At 72.5% G+C, this 13,788-nt stretch carries 16 protein-coding genes; 7 read left to right on the top strand and 9 right to left on the bottom strand.

The genetic code is table 11. The features are described 5' to 3' along the window. Positions 1-58 precede the first annotated feature (58 nt). Positions 59-409: a 5-carboxymethyl-2-hydroxymuconate Delta-isomerase gene (locus ACIQM3_RS23405; RefSeq protein WP_401627447.1), complete on the top strand. Its 351-nt coding sequence runs from the start codon at positions 59-61 to the stop codon at positions 407-409. Here the strand turns inward: ACIQM3_RS23405 and ACIQM3_RS23400 are convergent. Both ACIQM3_RS23400 and ACIQM3_RS23395 read right to left on the bottom strand, forming a co-directional pair. Beyond that, positions 394-1,128: a TetR/AcrR family transcriptional regulator gene (locus ACIQM3_RS23400; protein WP_401627200.1), complete on the bottom strand. Its 735-nt coding sequence runs from the start codon at positions 1,126-1,128 to the stop codon at positions 394-396. The genes ACIQM3_RS23405 and ACIQM3_RS23400 overlap by 16 nt on opposite strands. Positions 1,129-1,182: 54 nt before the next feature. Further along, positions 1,183-3,108 (bottom strand): hypothetical protein, encoded by a 1,926-nt coding sequence (locus ACIQM3_RS23395; protein ID WP_401627199.1) that lies wholly within the window; start codon positions 3,106-3,108, stop codon positions 1,183-1,185. Between the two features lie 150 nt (positions 3,109-3,258). Between ACIQM3_RS23395 and ACIQM3_RS23390 the strand changes: the two genes are divergently transcribed. After that, positions 3,259-3,693 carry a hypothetical protein gene (locus ACIQM3_RS23390; protein ID WP_401627445.1) on the top strand — a complete coding sequence of 145 codons (435 nt, stop codon included), beginning with the start codon at positions 3,259-3,261 and terminating at the stop codon, positions 3,691-3,693. A 35-nt stretch (positions 3,694-3,728) separates the two neighbouring features. On the opposite strand, the gene ACIQM3_RS23385 is transcribed toward ACIQM3_RS23390, so the two are convergent. Both ACIQM3_RS23385 and ACIQM3_RS23380 read right to left on the bottom strand, forming a co-directional pair. Then, positions 3,729-5,207: a DUF1996 domain-containing protein gene (locus ACIQM3_RS23385; RefSeq protein ID WP_401627197.1), complete on the bottom strand. Its 1,479-nt coding sequence runs from the start codon at positions 5,205-5,207 to the stop codon at positions 3,729-3,731. A 99-nt stretch (positions 5,208-5,306) separates the two neighbouring features. Beyond that, the gene (locus ACIQM3_RS23380) at positions 5,307-5,852 is read right to left on the bottom strand and encodes a carboxymuconolactone decarboxylase family protein (protein WP_401627195.1); all 546 of its coding nucleotides are present in this window, start codon (positions 5,850-5,852) and stop codon (positions 5,307-5,309) included. Between the two features lie 68 nt (positions 5,853-5,920). Here ACIQM3_RS23380 and ACIQM3_RS23375 point away from each other — a divergent pair, with 68 nt between their 5' ends. Then, on the top strand, positions 5,921-6,403 hold the full coding sequence (locus ACIQM3_RS23375; RefSeq protein ID WP_401627194.1) for a MarR family winged helix-turn-helix transcriptional regulator: 483 nt from the start codon (positions 5,921-5,923) through the stop codon (positions 6,401-6,403). Between the two features lie 36 nt (positions 6,404-6,439). Here ACIQM3_RS23375 and ACIQM3_RS23370 read toward each other — a convergent pair whose 3' ends face one another. The 4 genes from ACIQM3_RS23370 to glnII all read right to left on the bottom strand — a co-directional run bounded on the left by ACIQM3_RS23370 (position 6,440) and on the right by glnII (position 10,542). Beyond that, on the bottom strand, positions 6,440-7,087 hold the full coding sequence (locus ACIQM3_RS23370) for a LuxR C-terminal-related transcriptional regulator (protein WP_401627192.1): 648 nt from the start codon (positions 7,085-7,087) through the stop codon (positions 6,440-6,442). After that, positions 7,072-8,337: a sensor histidine kinase gene (locus tag ACIQM3_RS23365; RefSeq protein WP_401627190.1), complete on the bottom strand. Its 1,266-nt coding sequence runs from the start codon at positions 8,335-8,337 to the stop codon at positions 7,072-7,074. Before ACIQM3_RS23365 ends, ACIQM3_RS23370 begins: the two co-directional genes overlap by 16 nt. Positions 8,338-8,514: 177 nt before the next feature. Continuing rightward, the gene (locus ACIQM3_RS23360; RefSeq protein WP_401627189.1) at positions 8,515-9,150 is read right to left on the bottom strand and encodes a winged helix-turn-helix domain-containing protein; all 636 of its coding nucleotides are present in this window, start codon (positions 9,148-9,150) and stop codon (positions 8,515-8,517) included. 357 nt (positions 9,151-9,507) lie between these two features. Beyond that, positions 9,508-10,542, bottom strand: coding sequence for a glutamine synthetase (gene glnII, locus ACIQM3_RS23355; protein WP_401627187.1), 1,035 nt, complete (start codon positions 10,540-10,542; stop codon positions 9,508-9,510). A gap of 204 nt (positions 10,543-10,746) precedes the next feature. Between glnII and ACIQM3_RS23350 the strand changes: the two genes are divergently transcribed. Both ACIQM3_RS23350 and ACIQM3_RS23345 read left to right on the top strand, forming a co-directional pair. Continuing rightward, the gene (locus ACIQM3_RS23350; protein ID WP_401627186.1) at positions 10,747-11,670 is read left to right on the top strand and encodes a Gfo/Idh/MocA family protein; all 924 of its coding nucleotides are present in this window, start codon (positions 10,747-10,749) and stop codon (positions 11,668-11,670) included. A 95-nt stretch (positions 11,671-11,765) separates the two neighbouring features. Beyond that, complete coding sequence (locus ACIQM3_RS23345) at positions 11,766-12,083, top strand: hypothetical protein (RefSeq protein ID WP_401627184.1); 318 nt, start codon at positions 11,766-11,768, stop codon at positions 12,081-12,083. Here ACIQM3_RS23345 and ACIQM3_RS23340 read toward each other — a convergent pair. Next, the gene (locus ACIQM3_RS23340) at positions 12,013-12,372 is read right to left on the bottom strand and encodes an ArsC/Spx/MgsR family protein (RefSeq protein WP_401627182.1); all 360 of its coding nucleotides are present in this window, start codon (positions 12,370-12,372) and stop codon (positions 12,013-12,015) included. The two genes, ACIQM3_RS23345 and ACIQM3_RS23340, sit on opposite strands and share 71 nt — an antisense overlap. A gap of 119 nt (positions 12,373-12,491) precedes the next feature. Between ACIQM3_RS23340 and ACIQM3_RS23335 the strand changes: the two genes are divergently transcribed. Both ACIQM3_RS23335 and ACIQM3_RS23330 read left to right on the top strand, forming a co-directional pair. Then, on the top strand, positions 12,492-12,761 hold the full coding sequence (locus ACIQM3_RS23335; RefSeq protein ID WP_362933898.1) for a hypothetical protein: 270 nt from the start codon (positions 12,492-12,494) through the stop codon (positions 12,759-12,761). Positions 12,762-12,845: 84 nt separating this feature from the next. Then, positions 12,846-13,652: a hypothetical protein gene (locus ACIQM3_RS23330; protein WP_401627181.1), complete on the top strand. Its 807-nt coding sequence runs from the start codon at positions 12,846-12,848 to the stop codon at positions 13,650-13,652. The last annotated feature ends 136 nt before the right edge of the window (positions 13,653-13,788 follow it).

Here is a 13,788-nt window from a genome sequence, read left to right as displayed (position 1 = left end):
ACACGTGCGTGCACGCTGTACACGTATGCGTACCCGTACCCGCGATCAGGAGCGCTTGATGCCGCAGATCACCGTCGACTACTCCGCCGAGCTCGACGACAGCTTCGACCGGCGCGGTTTCGCCCTCGCCCTGCACCCGCTCGTCGCCGAGACCGTCTCCACGAAGGTCCCCGCCTGCAAGACCCGCTTCCGCAGGGCCGAGGACTCCGTCGTCGGTGACGCCCCGGCCGGCGATTCCATCGTGAACGTCTCCATCGCGATGCTGCCCGGCCGGACCCCCGAGATCAAGGCGCGGCTGACGGAGGCCGTCCTGGAGCTGCTGTCCGGGCACCTGAAGCCGGTCGACGGACTCACCGTCCACGCATCGGCCGAGGTGCGGGACCTGGACGCGTCCTACCGCAAGGACTGAGGAAGCCGCTGCGGCGGGACGGCCGGTGCGGCGGGGGCCAGGACGGAGAGCCTGGAGAGCAGTTCGCCGAACGGGCCGTCCGCCGGCTCCTGCGCGAAGACCCGCAGCATGATGCCGGCCATCTCCTGGTCGTACGCGGCGCTCACCGCCGCCAGCGCCGCGAAGTCGTGCACCAGCTGCAACTCCAGCTCTCCACGCGGAATGCGCTTCCCGTCGAGCCAGAGCAGCGCCGTCGACTCGGCCAGCGACACCCAGGACCGCACCACGAGCTCCAGCCTGGCAGGCGGGTGCGGGACGCCGAGATGCGCGATGATCTGCTCGTACGCCGCCTGTCGCACCCCGTCCACCAGGGCGTTGGCCGTGGAGGAACCGCCCGCCGGGCCACCCCGCATCAGCGCGGCGAAGCCCGGACCGTGCTCCTCGACGAAGTCGAAGAACCGGCGCATCACCCGGATCAGGCGTGCCCCCAGGGGCCCTTCGTGCGCCTCCAGGAAGCGGCCCGACAGCTCGTCGGCGGCCCGCTTCAGCGCCGCCTCGTACAGGCTGCGCTTCCCCGGGAAGTAGTGGTAGACGAGCGGGCGCGAGATGCCGGCCGCCGCCGCGATCTCGTCGATGGACACCTCGTCGGGCGAGCGGTGACTGAACAACTCCAGCGCGACGCCGATCAACTGGGCCCTGCGCTCATCGACGCCCATCCTGCGTCGCACCCCGGTCGTCATGCCGAACAGCCTAACGGGGCAGGGCAAGTGACCTGCCCCTGCCCGCTCCCCGCCTCAGCGCAGGGAGCCCACCCGGCTGCCGTCCGCCAGCAGCCCGTCCAGCCGGGGCCGGGCGCCCTCCCTGGCGGGCAGCGCCAGCAGCCGCCCGTGCGTCCCGCCCCGCACACCTCCTCTCGCGGTCAGGGCCTCGAACTGCCTTGAGCCCGCCGCCAGTACGTACCACCGGCCGCCGTCCGACTTCCACAGCACACCCGCCAGCACCCGGGGCCTGCGTATCCCGCAGTCCGGCGAGTCCTCGGCGCGGGCCGCGACCGCCGCCGGCGCCCCGGCGCCGCCCGAGAGCTCGGGCGGCGCCTGGAACTGGGCCAGGACCCTGCTTCCCGTGCCCCGCCAGGTGTCCGCCCTGGTGCAGAACCACAGGGCGTCCCCCTCTCCCTCCGGCAGACGCTGCTTCGCGTACCGCCAGGAGTTCACCGACCGCACGCCGTTGGACCGCACCGCGGGCAGCAGACAGGCCGTGCGCGCCCAGCTCTCCCGCTCGGCCCGGCCCGCCACGTCGTGCGGGGCCGACGGCGCACCGGAGGTGAGGCGTACGGGAGTGAGCTCCCCGAGATCCGTCATCAGCCGCGCCGCGGTGCCGTCCCGCATCTCCAGGGCCTGCCAGGAACGGCAGTCGGCCCGGCCGCCCTCCTCGGTCTCCGGCAGCGTCAGCGGGTCCGTCACCCCGTGACGGTCGCGGGCCAGCGGCCGGGCCGCCTCGTGCGGCGCGAGCAGGTCACGTACGCCTACGTCCCGCACCCAGGGCGCGGTCAGGTAGCGGATCCGGCCGGCACGGCGCTGCACGACCAGGGCGCTCGCCGCCACCGCGTCCGCGCCGTCCACCCGGGCGAAGTCCAGCGCGGCACCCCCGGACGGATCGGCGTTGCGGGGCTCGGCGTAGCGCACGACGCGCAGGCCGTCGTGGAACAGCACCACCGCCGCCCGGCCCGCCTCGCCCGCGTACAGCAGCTGCGGCGGACCCATCGGCGGCCCGTCGGGCGTCCCGGGCGTCGACGACGCGACCACCGCCGGGCCGGGCCGCGCCCACGCGGCGAGGGCACGGCCCAGCAGACCGGTGTCCCCGGCCCGGTCGCCGCGCGTCGGCCAGACGGTGAAGTCCCTGCGCGTGGAGCCCCGCCAGAGCCCGCCGGGCACCCGGCGCAACTCGGCCGGATCCAGGGCCTGCTGGGCGGCGTGGTTGCGTGAGTAGATCGGTGCGGAAGCGGCACGGGGGCCGCCCAGGCCGTCCCCCGGCATCAGCACCAGCGTCCCGCAGACCAGCAGGGCGCCGGCACCGGCCAGGAGGGCCCGCCCGCGCCGTCGGCGGCGAACCGGATCGGTCGGCCTGACCTGCAGCGAGCACGGGTCGAACTCCGGTGAGGCCAGCAGGGCGTGGGGCGCCGTGAGCGCGTCGGCCTCCAGCAGCGCCGCCCGGGGGTCGTCGACACCCGCCGCCTCCAGGACCCGGCACGCCTCGGCGTCGTCGACCCCTTCGAGCCCCCGCAGCACATGCGCGGCCCGGCAGGGCCCGGACGTCTCGGCCAGCGCCTGGTCCAGAGCCAGCTCGTCCGCGCCGCAGGAGTGCGGGAACAGCCGCAGTCCCCACACCTGCGGCACCAGCGGCGGGAACTGCGCCCGCCGGGGGCGGCCGAACCGGAACAACGGCAGCCCCGCCTCCAGCGCGGAACGCAGCACCCGGAGACGTACGTACGCGTACGCGCTCCCCGGATCTCCGCCCTGCCCGCCGGCCAGGGCCCGCTGGACCAGCCAGTGGGCCGACACCACCCGCCGGTTGCGGCCGAGCGAGGGCGCCAGCACGAGATACGCGAGCCGCACCAGCCGGGCGTAGTGCTCGGCCGGCGTGGCATCGGCCCGCTCCCCGGCGGCCTGCTCCGCATACGGGCGGCCGGCGGACGGCGGTACTGCTCGCAGTGGGGGCATATTCAGCTGAACGAGCGAATGGTGCGATGGTCACTCCGGCGCGCGCGCTCCGGAGCGGGTTGTGCGGTTTCCCCTCGGAAGCCGGGGGCCCCGGGGCACGATGGCCGCATGGCGGAGCAGCGGGAGTGGCGACGACGGCGGGCCGGCCGGATGTCCGTGGCCGTGCCGGTGGGGATCGCCCTGCTCACCGCGTGCGGCGGGGGAGCGGACGGCGACGACAAGCCCGCCGTGCCGCCCACCGTGAGCGGGACCCTGGAGCAGCTCGCGTCGAAGGCGCACTGCGAGCCGGACATGCAGACCGATGCCGAGGAACTCAGGCAGGCCAACTGCACGACGGGCGATGGGCGTTACGTGCTGGCGACCTTCGCCACCGACCGCGGCCAGCGCGAGTGGATCAACGAGGCCAACGACTACGGCGGCTCGTATCTGGTCGGGCGCAGATGGGTCGCCGTCGGTGACGCGGACGTGGTCACGGCGCTGCGCGGCCGGCTCGGGGGGACGGTGGAGACCGCCTCGCCGCACCACTCGGGGAGCAGTGGCCGTGGAGGGAGCGAGGAAGGGCACTCCGGTCACCACAAGAGCTGACCGCGCAGGTCGAGGGGGCGGGGAGAGGCGCCGGGTCAGCGGCACCTACGCCCGCCGTTGACGCAGCTCACCACCTTCTTCATCAACGCGTCGTCGAAGACGTTGATGAAGTCGCCGTGATCGGTGACGGGCTTGTGCAGCTGTTCCGGGAAGGAGTCCACGGCGAAGCCCGGGCCCGGCGGGACGTCGTACACGATGCGCTGGACCAGCTGCGGGATGGCCCTGAAGCCGTCCGGGCACCGCCCGTCGTCCTGGGCGAACGCCACATGGGTGCGGTGGTTGGCGCTGTCGGTGTTCCGCCCGTCCCAGCAGCTCTGGAAGGCGAAGGACCGCACCACCTGGCTGCCCTCCGGACAGATCGGGTACTTGTCCTTCAGCTGCCTGTCCTCGAAGCCGGTGCAGCTCCAGGACGCGTTGGCATTGGCGTCGCCGTTGGTGAAGGCCTTGGCGTCCCCGGTGATGATCCGCAGGAAGCGCGGCATGGCCGTGACCTTCCCGGCGGGGGAGCCGGTGAATCTCAGTGTGACCTGGGACGGGGTCTGGATCTCCCCGGTGTTCTGGTCCTTGCCGCCGCCGTCCGCGTCCACGTCGTCCTCGTCCTGGCCGTTCTGCAGACGGAGCACCGGCCAGTAGTACGTGGACCGGTCGCCCTGGTTGCGGCAGGTGGTCTCTCCGGCGGCCAGGTCCTCGTCGCCGGCGAACGCGTCGGTGGCCTGGTTGCCGACGTAGTCGTGCATGTGGTGGGCGCCGTTGCTCACGCCCGGGGCGGCGATGACGTTGTCCGGGTTGAACTTGCCGTTCTCGTTGCGGCCGCAGTCGGTCGTGAACGTGCCCCGGGAGGCGCCCCTGCGGTTACTGGGGCGGTCGGTGGCGGGCTGGACAGACCGGATGTCGACGAAGTCGGACGCCTCGGGGCCGTTGCCCTCCTGGCCCTGCTCGCCGCCCTGGCCCTGGCCTTCACCCTGGCCGCCCTCCTGCCCGTCGTCCTCGCCACCCTGGTCACCACCGTCGCCGCCCTCACCCTCCTGCCCCTGCTCGTCGTCGGCGCGCAGGCCGCATCCCGCGAGTCCCTCCAGGCCCTGCGGCCGTACGCCCCGGGCCCGCTCGACGGCGATCCGGATCCGTTCGAGGCTGGCCGCCCGTCTGCTCCTCAGCGGATCGAGCACCGCGTTCCCGGCGAGCGCCGGATCCCGGGCGATCCGCTCCCTGTCGTCCGCGAACTCCCGGTACGCGTCGGTGATCTGCGTATCCATGGCGGCCAGTTCCCGGTCCACCTCCGGCCGCGCGCCGTCCGGCACGTCGGGGAGGGCGATCCCCGCGTCAGGGCAGTCGATGGTGGACATCTGGCGAGCCGTGTCCCGGGTCTGCGCCGGAGGCGGACCGGACCCGCCCTCTCCGGCGCTCGCGTAGACATTGACGGCGACCAGCCCACCTCCGCCCAGAGCCAGCGCGGCCGCGGCGGCCACGGCCCGGCCGGCGAGGGTCGAACGTTTCTTGCGCGATGTGCGTCCCATGGAACTCCTCCGCTTCGGTGCTTCGAGTCAGAAGCGTGACGTCCCATACGGACCGGCAACCCCGCCCGTTCAGCACACCGCGGAATTCGTACGGGCGGACTACACCGGCACGGTGTCCACCGGCGCTCCCGTCATCCGGTTGGCCAGCGTCGACATCGTGTAGGCGCCGATGCCGAGAACCACCTCCAGGGCGTTGCGCGAGGTGTAGCCGAGCGAGAGGAAGTCCTGGAGGCGCTCGTCCTCGACCGCGCCGGCCGTCTCCAGGACCGCGACGGTGAACCGCCGTACGCCCTCCAGTCGTTCGTCCGGCAGAGGCTGCTCCTCGGAGGCCCGCAGCGCCGTGACGAGCTCCGGTGCCGCGCCGAGCGACCGCAGTCTCCCCGTGTGCATCTCCACGCAGATGTGGCAGTCGTTGCGGGTGGCCACCGTCATGACGACGACCTCGCGGGACAGCGGGTCCAGCGTGCTCGCCTCGAAGGCCGCGCTCGCCCGGAGGAAGCCGTTGAGCGTCTCCGGCGACGTGGCGAGCCGGGCCACGGCGGCCGGGACGCGGCCCCCCTGCTTGCCGGCCATGGCCTCCATGGTGCGGCGGGACGCCTGGGGCGCCGAGCCGATGGTGTGATCGGGGAAGTGCGTACCGGACATGGCGGCCCCTCGCGATAAACTCGACAACGTGATTGTCGAAAAGGTAAACCAGGTTGTCGAGATGTGCAATGGCTGAGGCGAGGAGCGGAGGAGAGGAAGCGGGGTTCGAGCTGCCCCTGCTGTTGTTCGCGGGCTTCCGGTCGATCATCGACGCCCTGCACCGCGACCTGGCCGGCCACGGCCACCCGGACGTGCGTCCGGCATACGGCTTCGCGCTTCAGGCGGTGGGGCGGGAGGGGGCGAGCGCCAGTGAGATCGGCCGTCGGCTGGGGGTCTCCAAACAGGCGGCGGGGAAGACGGTCGACAAGCTGGAGGGCCTGGGATACGTGGAACGGGTCGACGATCCCGGCGACGGCCGGCGCAAACTGGTCAGGCTCACCGCGCGCGGCGTCGACATGCTGGTCAGGTCCGCCGAGGGCTTCGACCGGCTCCGCGCGGAGTGGGTCGAGGAGCTCGGCGCGGAGCGGGTCGGGGCCCTGGAGGCGGACCTGCGGAGGATGGCACCCGAGGCCGTCTTCCGGCTGGACGCGGAGCGCTGGTTCGCCGGCTGAGCGGAGCCGGCCGCCCGGTCGGCGCCGGCCGGGCGGTCAGCCCCGGTCGAGGTAGGCCAGGACCGCGAGCACGCGCCGGTTGTCGTCGTCCGAGACGGGCAGGCCGAGCTTGCCGAAGATGTTCGAGGTGTGCTTGGCCACCGCCCGCTCCGTGACCACCAGCTGCGAGGCGATCGCCACGTTCGAACGGCCCTGCGCCATCAGCTCCATGACCTCACGCTCCCGGGGCGTCAGGCCGCCCATCGGCTCGTCCGCCGAACGCCGCGACAGCAGCTGCGAGATGACCTGCGGATCCATCGCCGTACCCCCCGCGGCGACCCGGCGCACGGCGTCGATGAACTGGTCGGCGTCGAACACCCGGTCCTTCAGCAGATAGCCGATGCCGCCGTTGCCGTCGGCCAGCAGCTCCCGGGCGTACAGCTGCTCCACGTGCTGTGACAGGACGAGCACCGGCAGGCCGGGTCTGCGGCGGCGGGCGGCCAGCGCGCACTGGAGGCCCTCGTCCGTGTGGGACGGCGGGAGCCGGACGTCGACGACGGCGACGTCCGGCTCCAACTCGGCGAGTGCCTTGGTCAGTTCGGGCCCGGTCTCGACTGCCGCCGCGATCTCGAAATCGTAGGCTTCCAGCATGCGCACGAGGCCGTCGCGGAGCAGGAAGAGATCTTCGGCTAGGACAACGCGCAAGGGATCTCCATGGTCACCATGGTGGGACCGCCCGCAGGACTGCTGACGGCCAGGATGCCGTCGAATGTACCCAGCCGGCGTTCGACTCCGCTCAGTCCCGAGCCCGTTCCGACGGTCGCACCGCCCTTGCCGTTGTCCGTGACGGAGATCCGCAGCATGCCCTCGGAGTGGTGCATGTCCACCCAGACGCGGTCGGCTCCGGAGTGCTTCACCGCGTTCGTCAGGATCTCGCTCACCGCGAAGTACACCGCCGACTCGACCGGCGCCTCGGCCCGGCCGCCGAGCTCCACGGTCACCTCCGACGCGATCGGCAGCCGCAGGGCCAGCGCCTTCACGGCGTCCCCGAGCCCGCGTTCGGCGAGCACCGGCGGGTGGATGCCCCGTACGAGATCACGCAGCTCGGTCAGGGCCTCCGCGGAGGACGTGCGGGCCATCGCCAGCAGCTTCTTCGCCTCCGCCGGGTCCTTCTCGATGAGAGCCTCGATGGTGCCGAGGTTCATGCCCATGGCGACCAGCCGGGCCTGCGCCCCGTCGTGCAGATCCCGCTCGATGCGCCGCAGCTCGGACGCCGCCGTGTCCACGGCCTCGTGCCGGGTCTCGGTGAGCCGGTCGATGCGCTGCGCGAGCTCCTCCGGGGTGGGCGAGAGCGCCGACCGGGCGAGCACGAAGTGCAGGCGCAGCAGGGGCTTGCTCGCGAACAACCCGACATGGAAGATCACGATGCCGAGCGCCGCGGCGGCCAGGCCCGTCATCTGGCTGTCCACCGGCACGAACCCGTACCAGTACGTGCTGTCCTCGAACACCCGCCACAGTCCCGCCGCCAGGACGAGCCCCTCCAGCGGCCAGACCAGCAGGCCGAAGGTGAGGACCAGCAGGACGTACCCCGCCGTCATGTCGATCAGCAGCCACCGGAGATCCCGCCAGGTGGCGGGGTCCTTCAGCAGCAGAGTGGTGCGCTCGACCTGCCCGGTGAATCCGGAGCGCACGTCCTTCGGGAAGGGCCGGTAGGGGACCGGGATGCGGATGTCCGACCAGCTCGCCGCGAGCAGCCGGCGCTGGTTGGCGTGCTTGCGCACGGCTTCCATGACCCACGGCGTGGTGACCAGCCCCACCCCGAGCAGGACGAAGGTGATCGAGAGGACCGACAGGACGAAGAGGGTGACGGAGCCCGCGATGCTCGCGAACGAGAGGACGAACGCCCGCCCTCCGGTGAGCATCGCGGTCCGTACCCGGCTCTGTGCCGACTTCATGGTGGTGTCTCCCCTCGCCGGGTCCACATCGGATCCCGTTCCGCACCCAGTCTCGCCTGTACACAAGGGGCACCGTCAGCCGTCCCGACACCCGGCCGGGGTGTACCTGGCACCACCATCGGAACGGCGGGAGGCCCCGGGGAAGAACCCGGGGCCTCCGCTACGAGCGGTGTGCGATCAGGGCGTGTACTTGTAGCCCACGCGCCGCACGGTCTGGATCGAACGGCGGTGCTCGGCGCCCAGCTTGCGGCGCAGCCGGGCCACGTGGACGTCGACGGTGCGCCCGTCGCCCACATGCCCGTAACCCCAGACCGTCGTCACCAGCTGGTCCCGGGTGTGCACCCGGTGCGGGTGCGCCACCAGGTGCGCCAGCAGCTCGAACTCGAGGTACGTGAGATCGAGGGTGACACCGTCCACGGCGGCGGTGCGCCGCGTCGAGTCGATCCGCACGGGGCCGCCGGCCGGGACGTCGGTCACCGCCGGCTGCTCCGGGACGAACTCCCGGTTCCGGGCGGAGGCCACGGCCCCGGCCAGAGCGGGCTGCTGGTCGGCGGGCACGAGCACCAGGTAGCCGACCATCGGAGGCCGGCCCGGCAGGGCCGGCAGCGTGTGCTGGGGTGCGGGCAGCCAGGTGGCACCCGGCGGCAGGAAGCCGGCGACGTCCGAGAGCTCGACGACCTCGTCACGGTCGACGGCACGCAGCCGGTGGCGGTTGGGGGAGAGGGTGTTGCGGGCGTTGGTGGTGGCCGCAGCGGGCACCGCGGACGCCGCGGTGGCGGCGGAAGCGGTGGAGAAGGTACGGGTGTTCGCCATGAGGGTCAGCTCTTTCGCGCGAGGAGTCGTCCAGGACGTACGTCGTGCGCGCGGGCCGAAGGCCGGAGTGATGCGGCTTTAGAGGGCCTGCGCGTTCCACGCGCGGCAACACACCCGGTCGAAGTCATGGTGCTGACGAGAGGGCCAGAACGGCTCGAGGTCGCTGCGACCCGACGCGGTGTGCTGGAAGCTGGCCATGTCCCCATTGAAGCAGAGATTGCGGCCGCGCAGGAGAGTCCTCTCACCCGTCGATACGGGCCGCCGTGTCACGTTCCTCACGCGCCCCTCCCGCACCGGCCGGGCACGCCGAAGGGGCGCCCGCGAGCGGACGCCCCTTCGTGCCGGGCCGGTGACGGATCAGACCTGGCCGGCCTTCTCCAGCGCGGTGCAGCAGGTGTCGACGATCAGCCGCGTGACCACGTACGGGTCGACGTTGGCGTTCGGGCGACGGTCCTCGATGTAGCCCTTCTGGTCCTGCTCGACCTGCCACGGGATACGGACCGAGGCGCCGCGGTCGGAGACGCCGTAGCTGTACTCGTTCCACGGGGCGGTCTCGTGCAGGCCGGTCAGGCGGTCGTCGATGCCCGCACCGTAGTTCTTGACGTGGTCCATCGGCTTCGAGCCCTCACCGAGCGACTCGGCCGCGGTGATGATCGCCTCGTAGCCCTCGCGCATCGCCTTCGTGGAGAAGTTGGTGTGCGCGCCCGCGCCGTTCCAGTCGCCCTTGACCGGCTTCGGGTCCAGGGTCGCGGAGACGTTGAAGTCCTCGGCGGTGCGGTAGAGCAGCCAGCGGGCGATCCACAGGTGGTCGGAGACCTCCAGCGGCGAGACCGGGCCGACCTGGAACTCCCACTGGCCGGGCATGACCTCGGCGTTGATGCCGGAGATCGCGAGGCCCGCCTTCAGACAGTTGTCCAGGTGCTTCTCGACGATCTCGCGGCCGAAGATCTCGTCGGAGCCCACACCGCAGTAGTAGCCGCCCTGCGCGGCCGGGAAGCCGCCCTCGGGGAAGCCGAGCGGACGGTGTCCGTCGAAGAAGGTGTACTCCTGCTCGATGCCGAAGATCGGCTCCTGGCCCGCGAACTGCTCGGCGACCGGACGCAGCGAGGCGCGGGTGTTGGACTCGTGCGGAGTCATGTCGATGTGGAAGACCTCGCACAGGACGAGGATGTCGTCACCGCCGCGGATCGGGTCCGGACACGTGAAGACCGGCTTCAGGACCCGGTCGGAGGCGTGGCCCTCGGCCTGGTTGGTGCTCGAACCGTCGAAGCCCCAGATGGGCAGATCCGCCACGGCCTTCGAAGGGCTTCCGGCCATGATCTTCGTCTTGGAACGAAGCTTGGCGGTCGGCTCGGTGCCGTCGATCCAGATGTACTCAGCCTTGAACGTCACGGACGCCATCCTTTGCGGGTGCTGCGGTCTATGGTGCGCAGCTTCGCAAGGCGCGATTTCCCGACCGTTGCCCGAATGTGAACCCCGTGTTACCGAGGTTTCGCGAAGGCGCCCGACGGCAGGTCCCTGCCGCCCGACGCCGTCTCACCCAGCGGCGCACTGGATACGTTCCGCGCCGGCGCCCCGGCCGGGCAGACTGGCGGCATGACCACTCACCCGGATTCCGCAGCGCCGCTGCGCGTCGGCCTCGTCGGGGCGGGCCCCTGGGCCCGCCTCACCCACGCCCCCGCCCTCGCCGCCCACCCCGCAGCCGTGCTGAGTGGCGTATGGGGCCGCCGCCCCGAAGCGGCGGAGACGCTCGCCGCCGCCCACGGCACCGAGGCGTACACCGGCGAGGCGGGCATCGACGCGCTCCTGGCCGCGAGCGACGCGGTGGCGTTCGCCGTGCCGCCCGACGTCCAGGCACCCCTGGCCGCGCGCGCCGCCGAGGCCGGATGCCACCTCCTGCTGGACAAGCCGGTCGCCACCACCGTGGCGGGCGCACGCGCGGTCGCCGACGCCGCCGAGCGGGCCCGGGTCGCCTCCGTGGTCTTCTGCACCCTGCGGTTCGCCGAGGGCACGGCCGGGTGGATCGCCGAGCAGGCCGCGGCTGGCGGCTGGTTCACGGCACGCGCCCTGTGGATGGGCGCGCTGTTCGCCCCGGGTGCGAGCAGCGAGTTCGGCGCCTCGCCCTGGCGCCGCGAGAAGGGCGGCCTCTGGGACGTGGGCCCGCACGCGCTCTCGGTCTTGATCCCGGTCCTGGGTGATGTGACGGAGGTGGTCGCGGCCCGCGGCCCGGCCGACGCCACCCATCTGCTGCTGCGCCACACCTCCGGCGCGTCGAGCACGGTGACGCTCGCCCTGGGCGCCCCGGAGGGCGCGGCCGGCACCGAGGTCGAATTCCGGGGCGAACGGGGCGTGTCCGCCCTGCCGGCGGGAGGCGGCGACGCGCTCGGCGCGTTCGGCGCGGCCGTGGACGCGCTGGCCGACGCGGCGCGTACGGGGGTGGCGCACCCCTGCGACGTGCGGTTCGGGCTGCGCCTCACCGAGGTGCTCGCGCAGGCGGAGGAGGCTGTGGGGCGGGCCTGATCCGCTCGTCACGTCCCTGGAGCAGGCCCGGACGGCCGGTTTCGGACGGGGCGGCCACCGTTCTGGGCGTCCTCGTCCTCCTGATCTTGGTGATCGTGTTCGGCGGGCTTCTCCTGATCGGGCGCAGGAAGAGGAAGAGCCCCGAGGAGCTGCGGGGCCTGGACGTGGAGACGCTCTTCGTGCTCGCCGAGGACAGCCGCGCCCACGACGCGGGGCGCGTCGCGGAGGCCGGCCGGCTGCCCCCGCCCGCCAGGACGGTGACGGCCGGGGGAGCCACCCACCACTCCATGCCGCTGGGCGCCTCCGGGACGGCCGGGATCAGCCGCCACATCGAGGTGTTCCTCAGCGCCCCATCGCGTCCCGTACCGCCTCGTCCGTCCGCGCCACCACGGCCGAACCGTCCTGCGCGGTGATGATCGGACGCTGGATCAGCTTCGGGTGCCCGGCCAGCGCCGCGATCCACCGCTCGCGCGAACCGGCCTCCCTCGGCCACTCCTTGACCCCGAGCTCCTTCGCCTCCGCCTCCTGGGTCCGGGTGATGTCCCACGGCTCCAGTTGGAGACGGTCGAGCACGGCCCGGATCTCCTCGGGCGAGGGCACGTCCTCCAGGTAGCGGCGGACCGTGTAATCGGCACCCTCCGCGTCGAGCAGGCTCACCGCGCTGCGGCACTTGGAACAGGCGGGATTGATCCAGATCTCCATGGGGCCCAGGGTACGGGAGGGATCCGCGAAAACCCCTCTGGCCAGGGGCGATTGTCAGTGGTGGGCAGTAGAATGAAGGTAGTTCGTGAGGGTTCCACCACCGTGCCAGGAGGTTGCCGATGGCCGTTGCCACAGTCACGACCCAGCCGCTCCACAAGCCGCTGCGGAAGAAGCCGCTCCCCGCGGGCCGGCCCCGCGAGTGGTATGTCTCCCACAACCGCCGCCTGAAGGCCATGCGCCTGGCGATAGCCCTGCTCGACACCGGGGTGTACCAGCCGTCGAGCGCCGACAACGCCCGCATCCGCGCGACCGCGGACCGTCTCGCCATCCACCCCCCGTCCGACACCACCTGCCGCATGGTCCGTGCCCTGATCCGCTACGGCCGCTGACCCGGCCCGCCTGGGCCCCCGCAGGAGCCGGGGGCCCAGGCGGCGGTTCCTCAGCCGCGCGGGACCGGTGCGAGACTGCACGCCATGTCTCCCGCCGACCTGACCTTCGCCCGCTGGCGCGCCCTGGACACGACCACCGCCACGCGGTACGCGGACGAGGCCGCCCGCCGGGCCGGCGGGCGGCTCATCCGGCTGGACAGCTCCGCGCACCCGGGCGGCGGCCGGCACCGCGCCGTGATCGAGCGGGCCGGTGAGCTGTACGCCCTGGTGCCCGGCGGTGAGGTGGCCGTCGGCTTCGACGTGGACGCCTGGCAGCCGCTTCCCGAACAGCTCGTCTCCTACCGGGAGGAGAGCCTCGCGGGCGGCTTCGGCTTCGAGGCGGACCCGCGCGAGCGGCTCGCGCAGGTGATGACCCCGCCGCGCACGGTCACCCTGCCCACGGTGCTGATGGCGGTCGAGCCCAGGAAGCTGCCCGAACTCCCCGCGCTGGTCCCCGAGCTGCTCGCCGGGGAGGGCCTGCGGCTGCCCCGCCCCGACGAGTGGGAGCACGCCTGCGGCGCCGGCGCCCGCACACTCTTCCGCTGGGGCGACGGCTACCCGCCGGACGTTTCCCCTTACGGCGCCGGCGGCGGCCCGCACCGCCTGCCGAACGCTTTCGGTCTTCACATCGCCTTCGACGTCTACGACACCGCCGAGATGACCTCGGACCCCGGCTCCGTATACGGAGGCGACGGGGGAGAGGCGGTCTGCGGTGGCTACGGCTCGCTGCTCGAATGGCTGCCGCTCGCCACCGCCAACCGCAATCCGGCCACCGCCGCCTTCCTCGACGGGCCCGAGGGCGAGGACATGTTCGCCGACTTCAACGCGCGCCCCGTCATCGACCTCGACTGACCCGAACCACCGGTCGCGGCCGGAAAGGGCCTCTGGCCACCGCACACTCTCTCCGGAAGTGTGACGTGTCACAGACAACACAGCGGTGCTGTGGGAACTTCAACTCTGTTACTCGTCAGTTGTGTTACCGACGTGC

It is taken from the genome of Streptomyces sp. NPDC091271 (assembly GCF_044757505.1).
GTDB lineage: Bacteria > Actinomycetota > Actinomycetes > Streptomycetales > Streptomycetaceae > Streptomyces.
The sequence above is the reverse complement of the archived record's forward strand: the minus strand, read 5'-3'. Positions and strand labels throughout refer to the sequence as shown.

What these genes read in the sequence shown, in the direction of transcription:
- ACIQM3_RS23405 (WP_401627447.1), top strand. Translation starts at nt 59, where the DNA reads ATGCCGCAGATCACCGTCGACTACTCCGCCGAGCTCGACGACAGCTTC.
- ACIQM3_RS23400 (WP_401627200.1), bottom strand. Translation starts at nt 1,128, where the DNA reads ATGACGACCGGGGTGCGACGCAGGATGGGCGTCGATGAGCGCAGGGCC.
- ACIQM3_RS23395 (WP_401627199.1), bottom strand. Translation starts at nt 3,108, where the DNA reads ATGCCCCCACTGCGAGCAGTACCGCCGTCCGCCGGCCGCCCGTATGCG.
- ACIQM3_RS23390 (WP_401627445.1), top strand. Translation starts at nt 3,259, where the DNA reads ATGTCCGTGGCCGTGCCGGTGGGGATCGCCCTGCTCACCGCGTGCGGC.
- ACIQM3_RS23385 (WP_401627197.1), bottom strand. Translation starts at nt 5,207, where the DNA reads ATGGGACGCACATCGCGCAAGAAACGTTCGACCCTCGCCGGCCGGGCC.
- ACIQM3_RS23380 (WP_401627195.1), bottom strand. Translation starts at nt 5,852, where the DNA reads ATGTCCGGTACGCACTTCCCCGATCACACCATCGGCTCGGCGCCCCAG.
- ACIQM3_RS23375 (WP_401627194.1), top strand. Translation starts at nt 5,921, where the DNA reads ATGGCTGAGGCGAGGAGCGGAGGAGAGGAAGCGGGGTTCGAGCTGCCC.
- ACIQM3_RS23365 (WP_401627190.1), bottom strand. Translation starts at nt 8,337, where the DNA reads ATGAAGTCGGCACAGAGCCGGGTACGGACCGCGATGCTCACCGGAGGG.
- ACIQM3_RS23360 (WP_401627189.1), bottom strand. Translation starts at nt 9,150, where the DNA reads ATGGCGAACACCCGTACCTTCTCCACCGCTTCCGCCGCCACCGCGGCG.
- ACIQM3_RS23350 (WP_401627186.1), top strand. Translation starts at nt 10,747, where the DNA reads ATGACCACTCACCCGGATTCCGCAGCGCCGCTGCGCGTCGGCCTCGTC.
- ACIQM3_RS23340 (WP_401627182.1), bottom strand. Translation starts at nt 12,372, where the DNA reads ATGGAGATCTGGATCAATCCCGCCTGTTCCAAGTGCCGCAGCGCGGTG.
- ACIQM3_RS23335 (WP_362933898.1), top strand. Translation starts at nt 12,492, where the DNA reads ATGGCCGTTGCCACAGTCACGACCCAGCCGCTCCACAAGCCGCTGCGG.
- ACIQM3_RS23330 (WP_401627181.1), top strand. Translation starts at nt 12,846, where the DNA reads ATGTCTCCCGCCGACCTGACCTTCGCCCGCTGGCGCGCCCTGGACACG.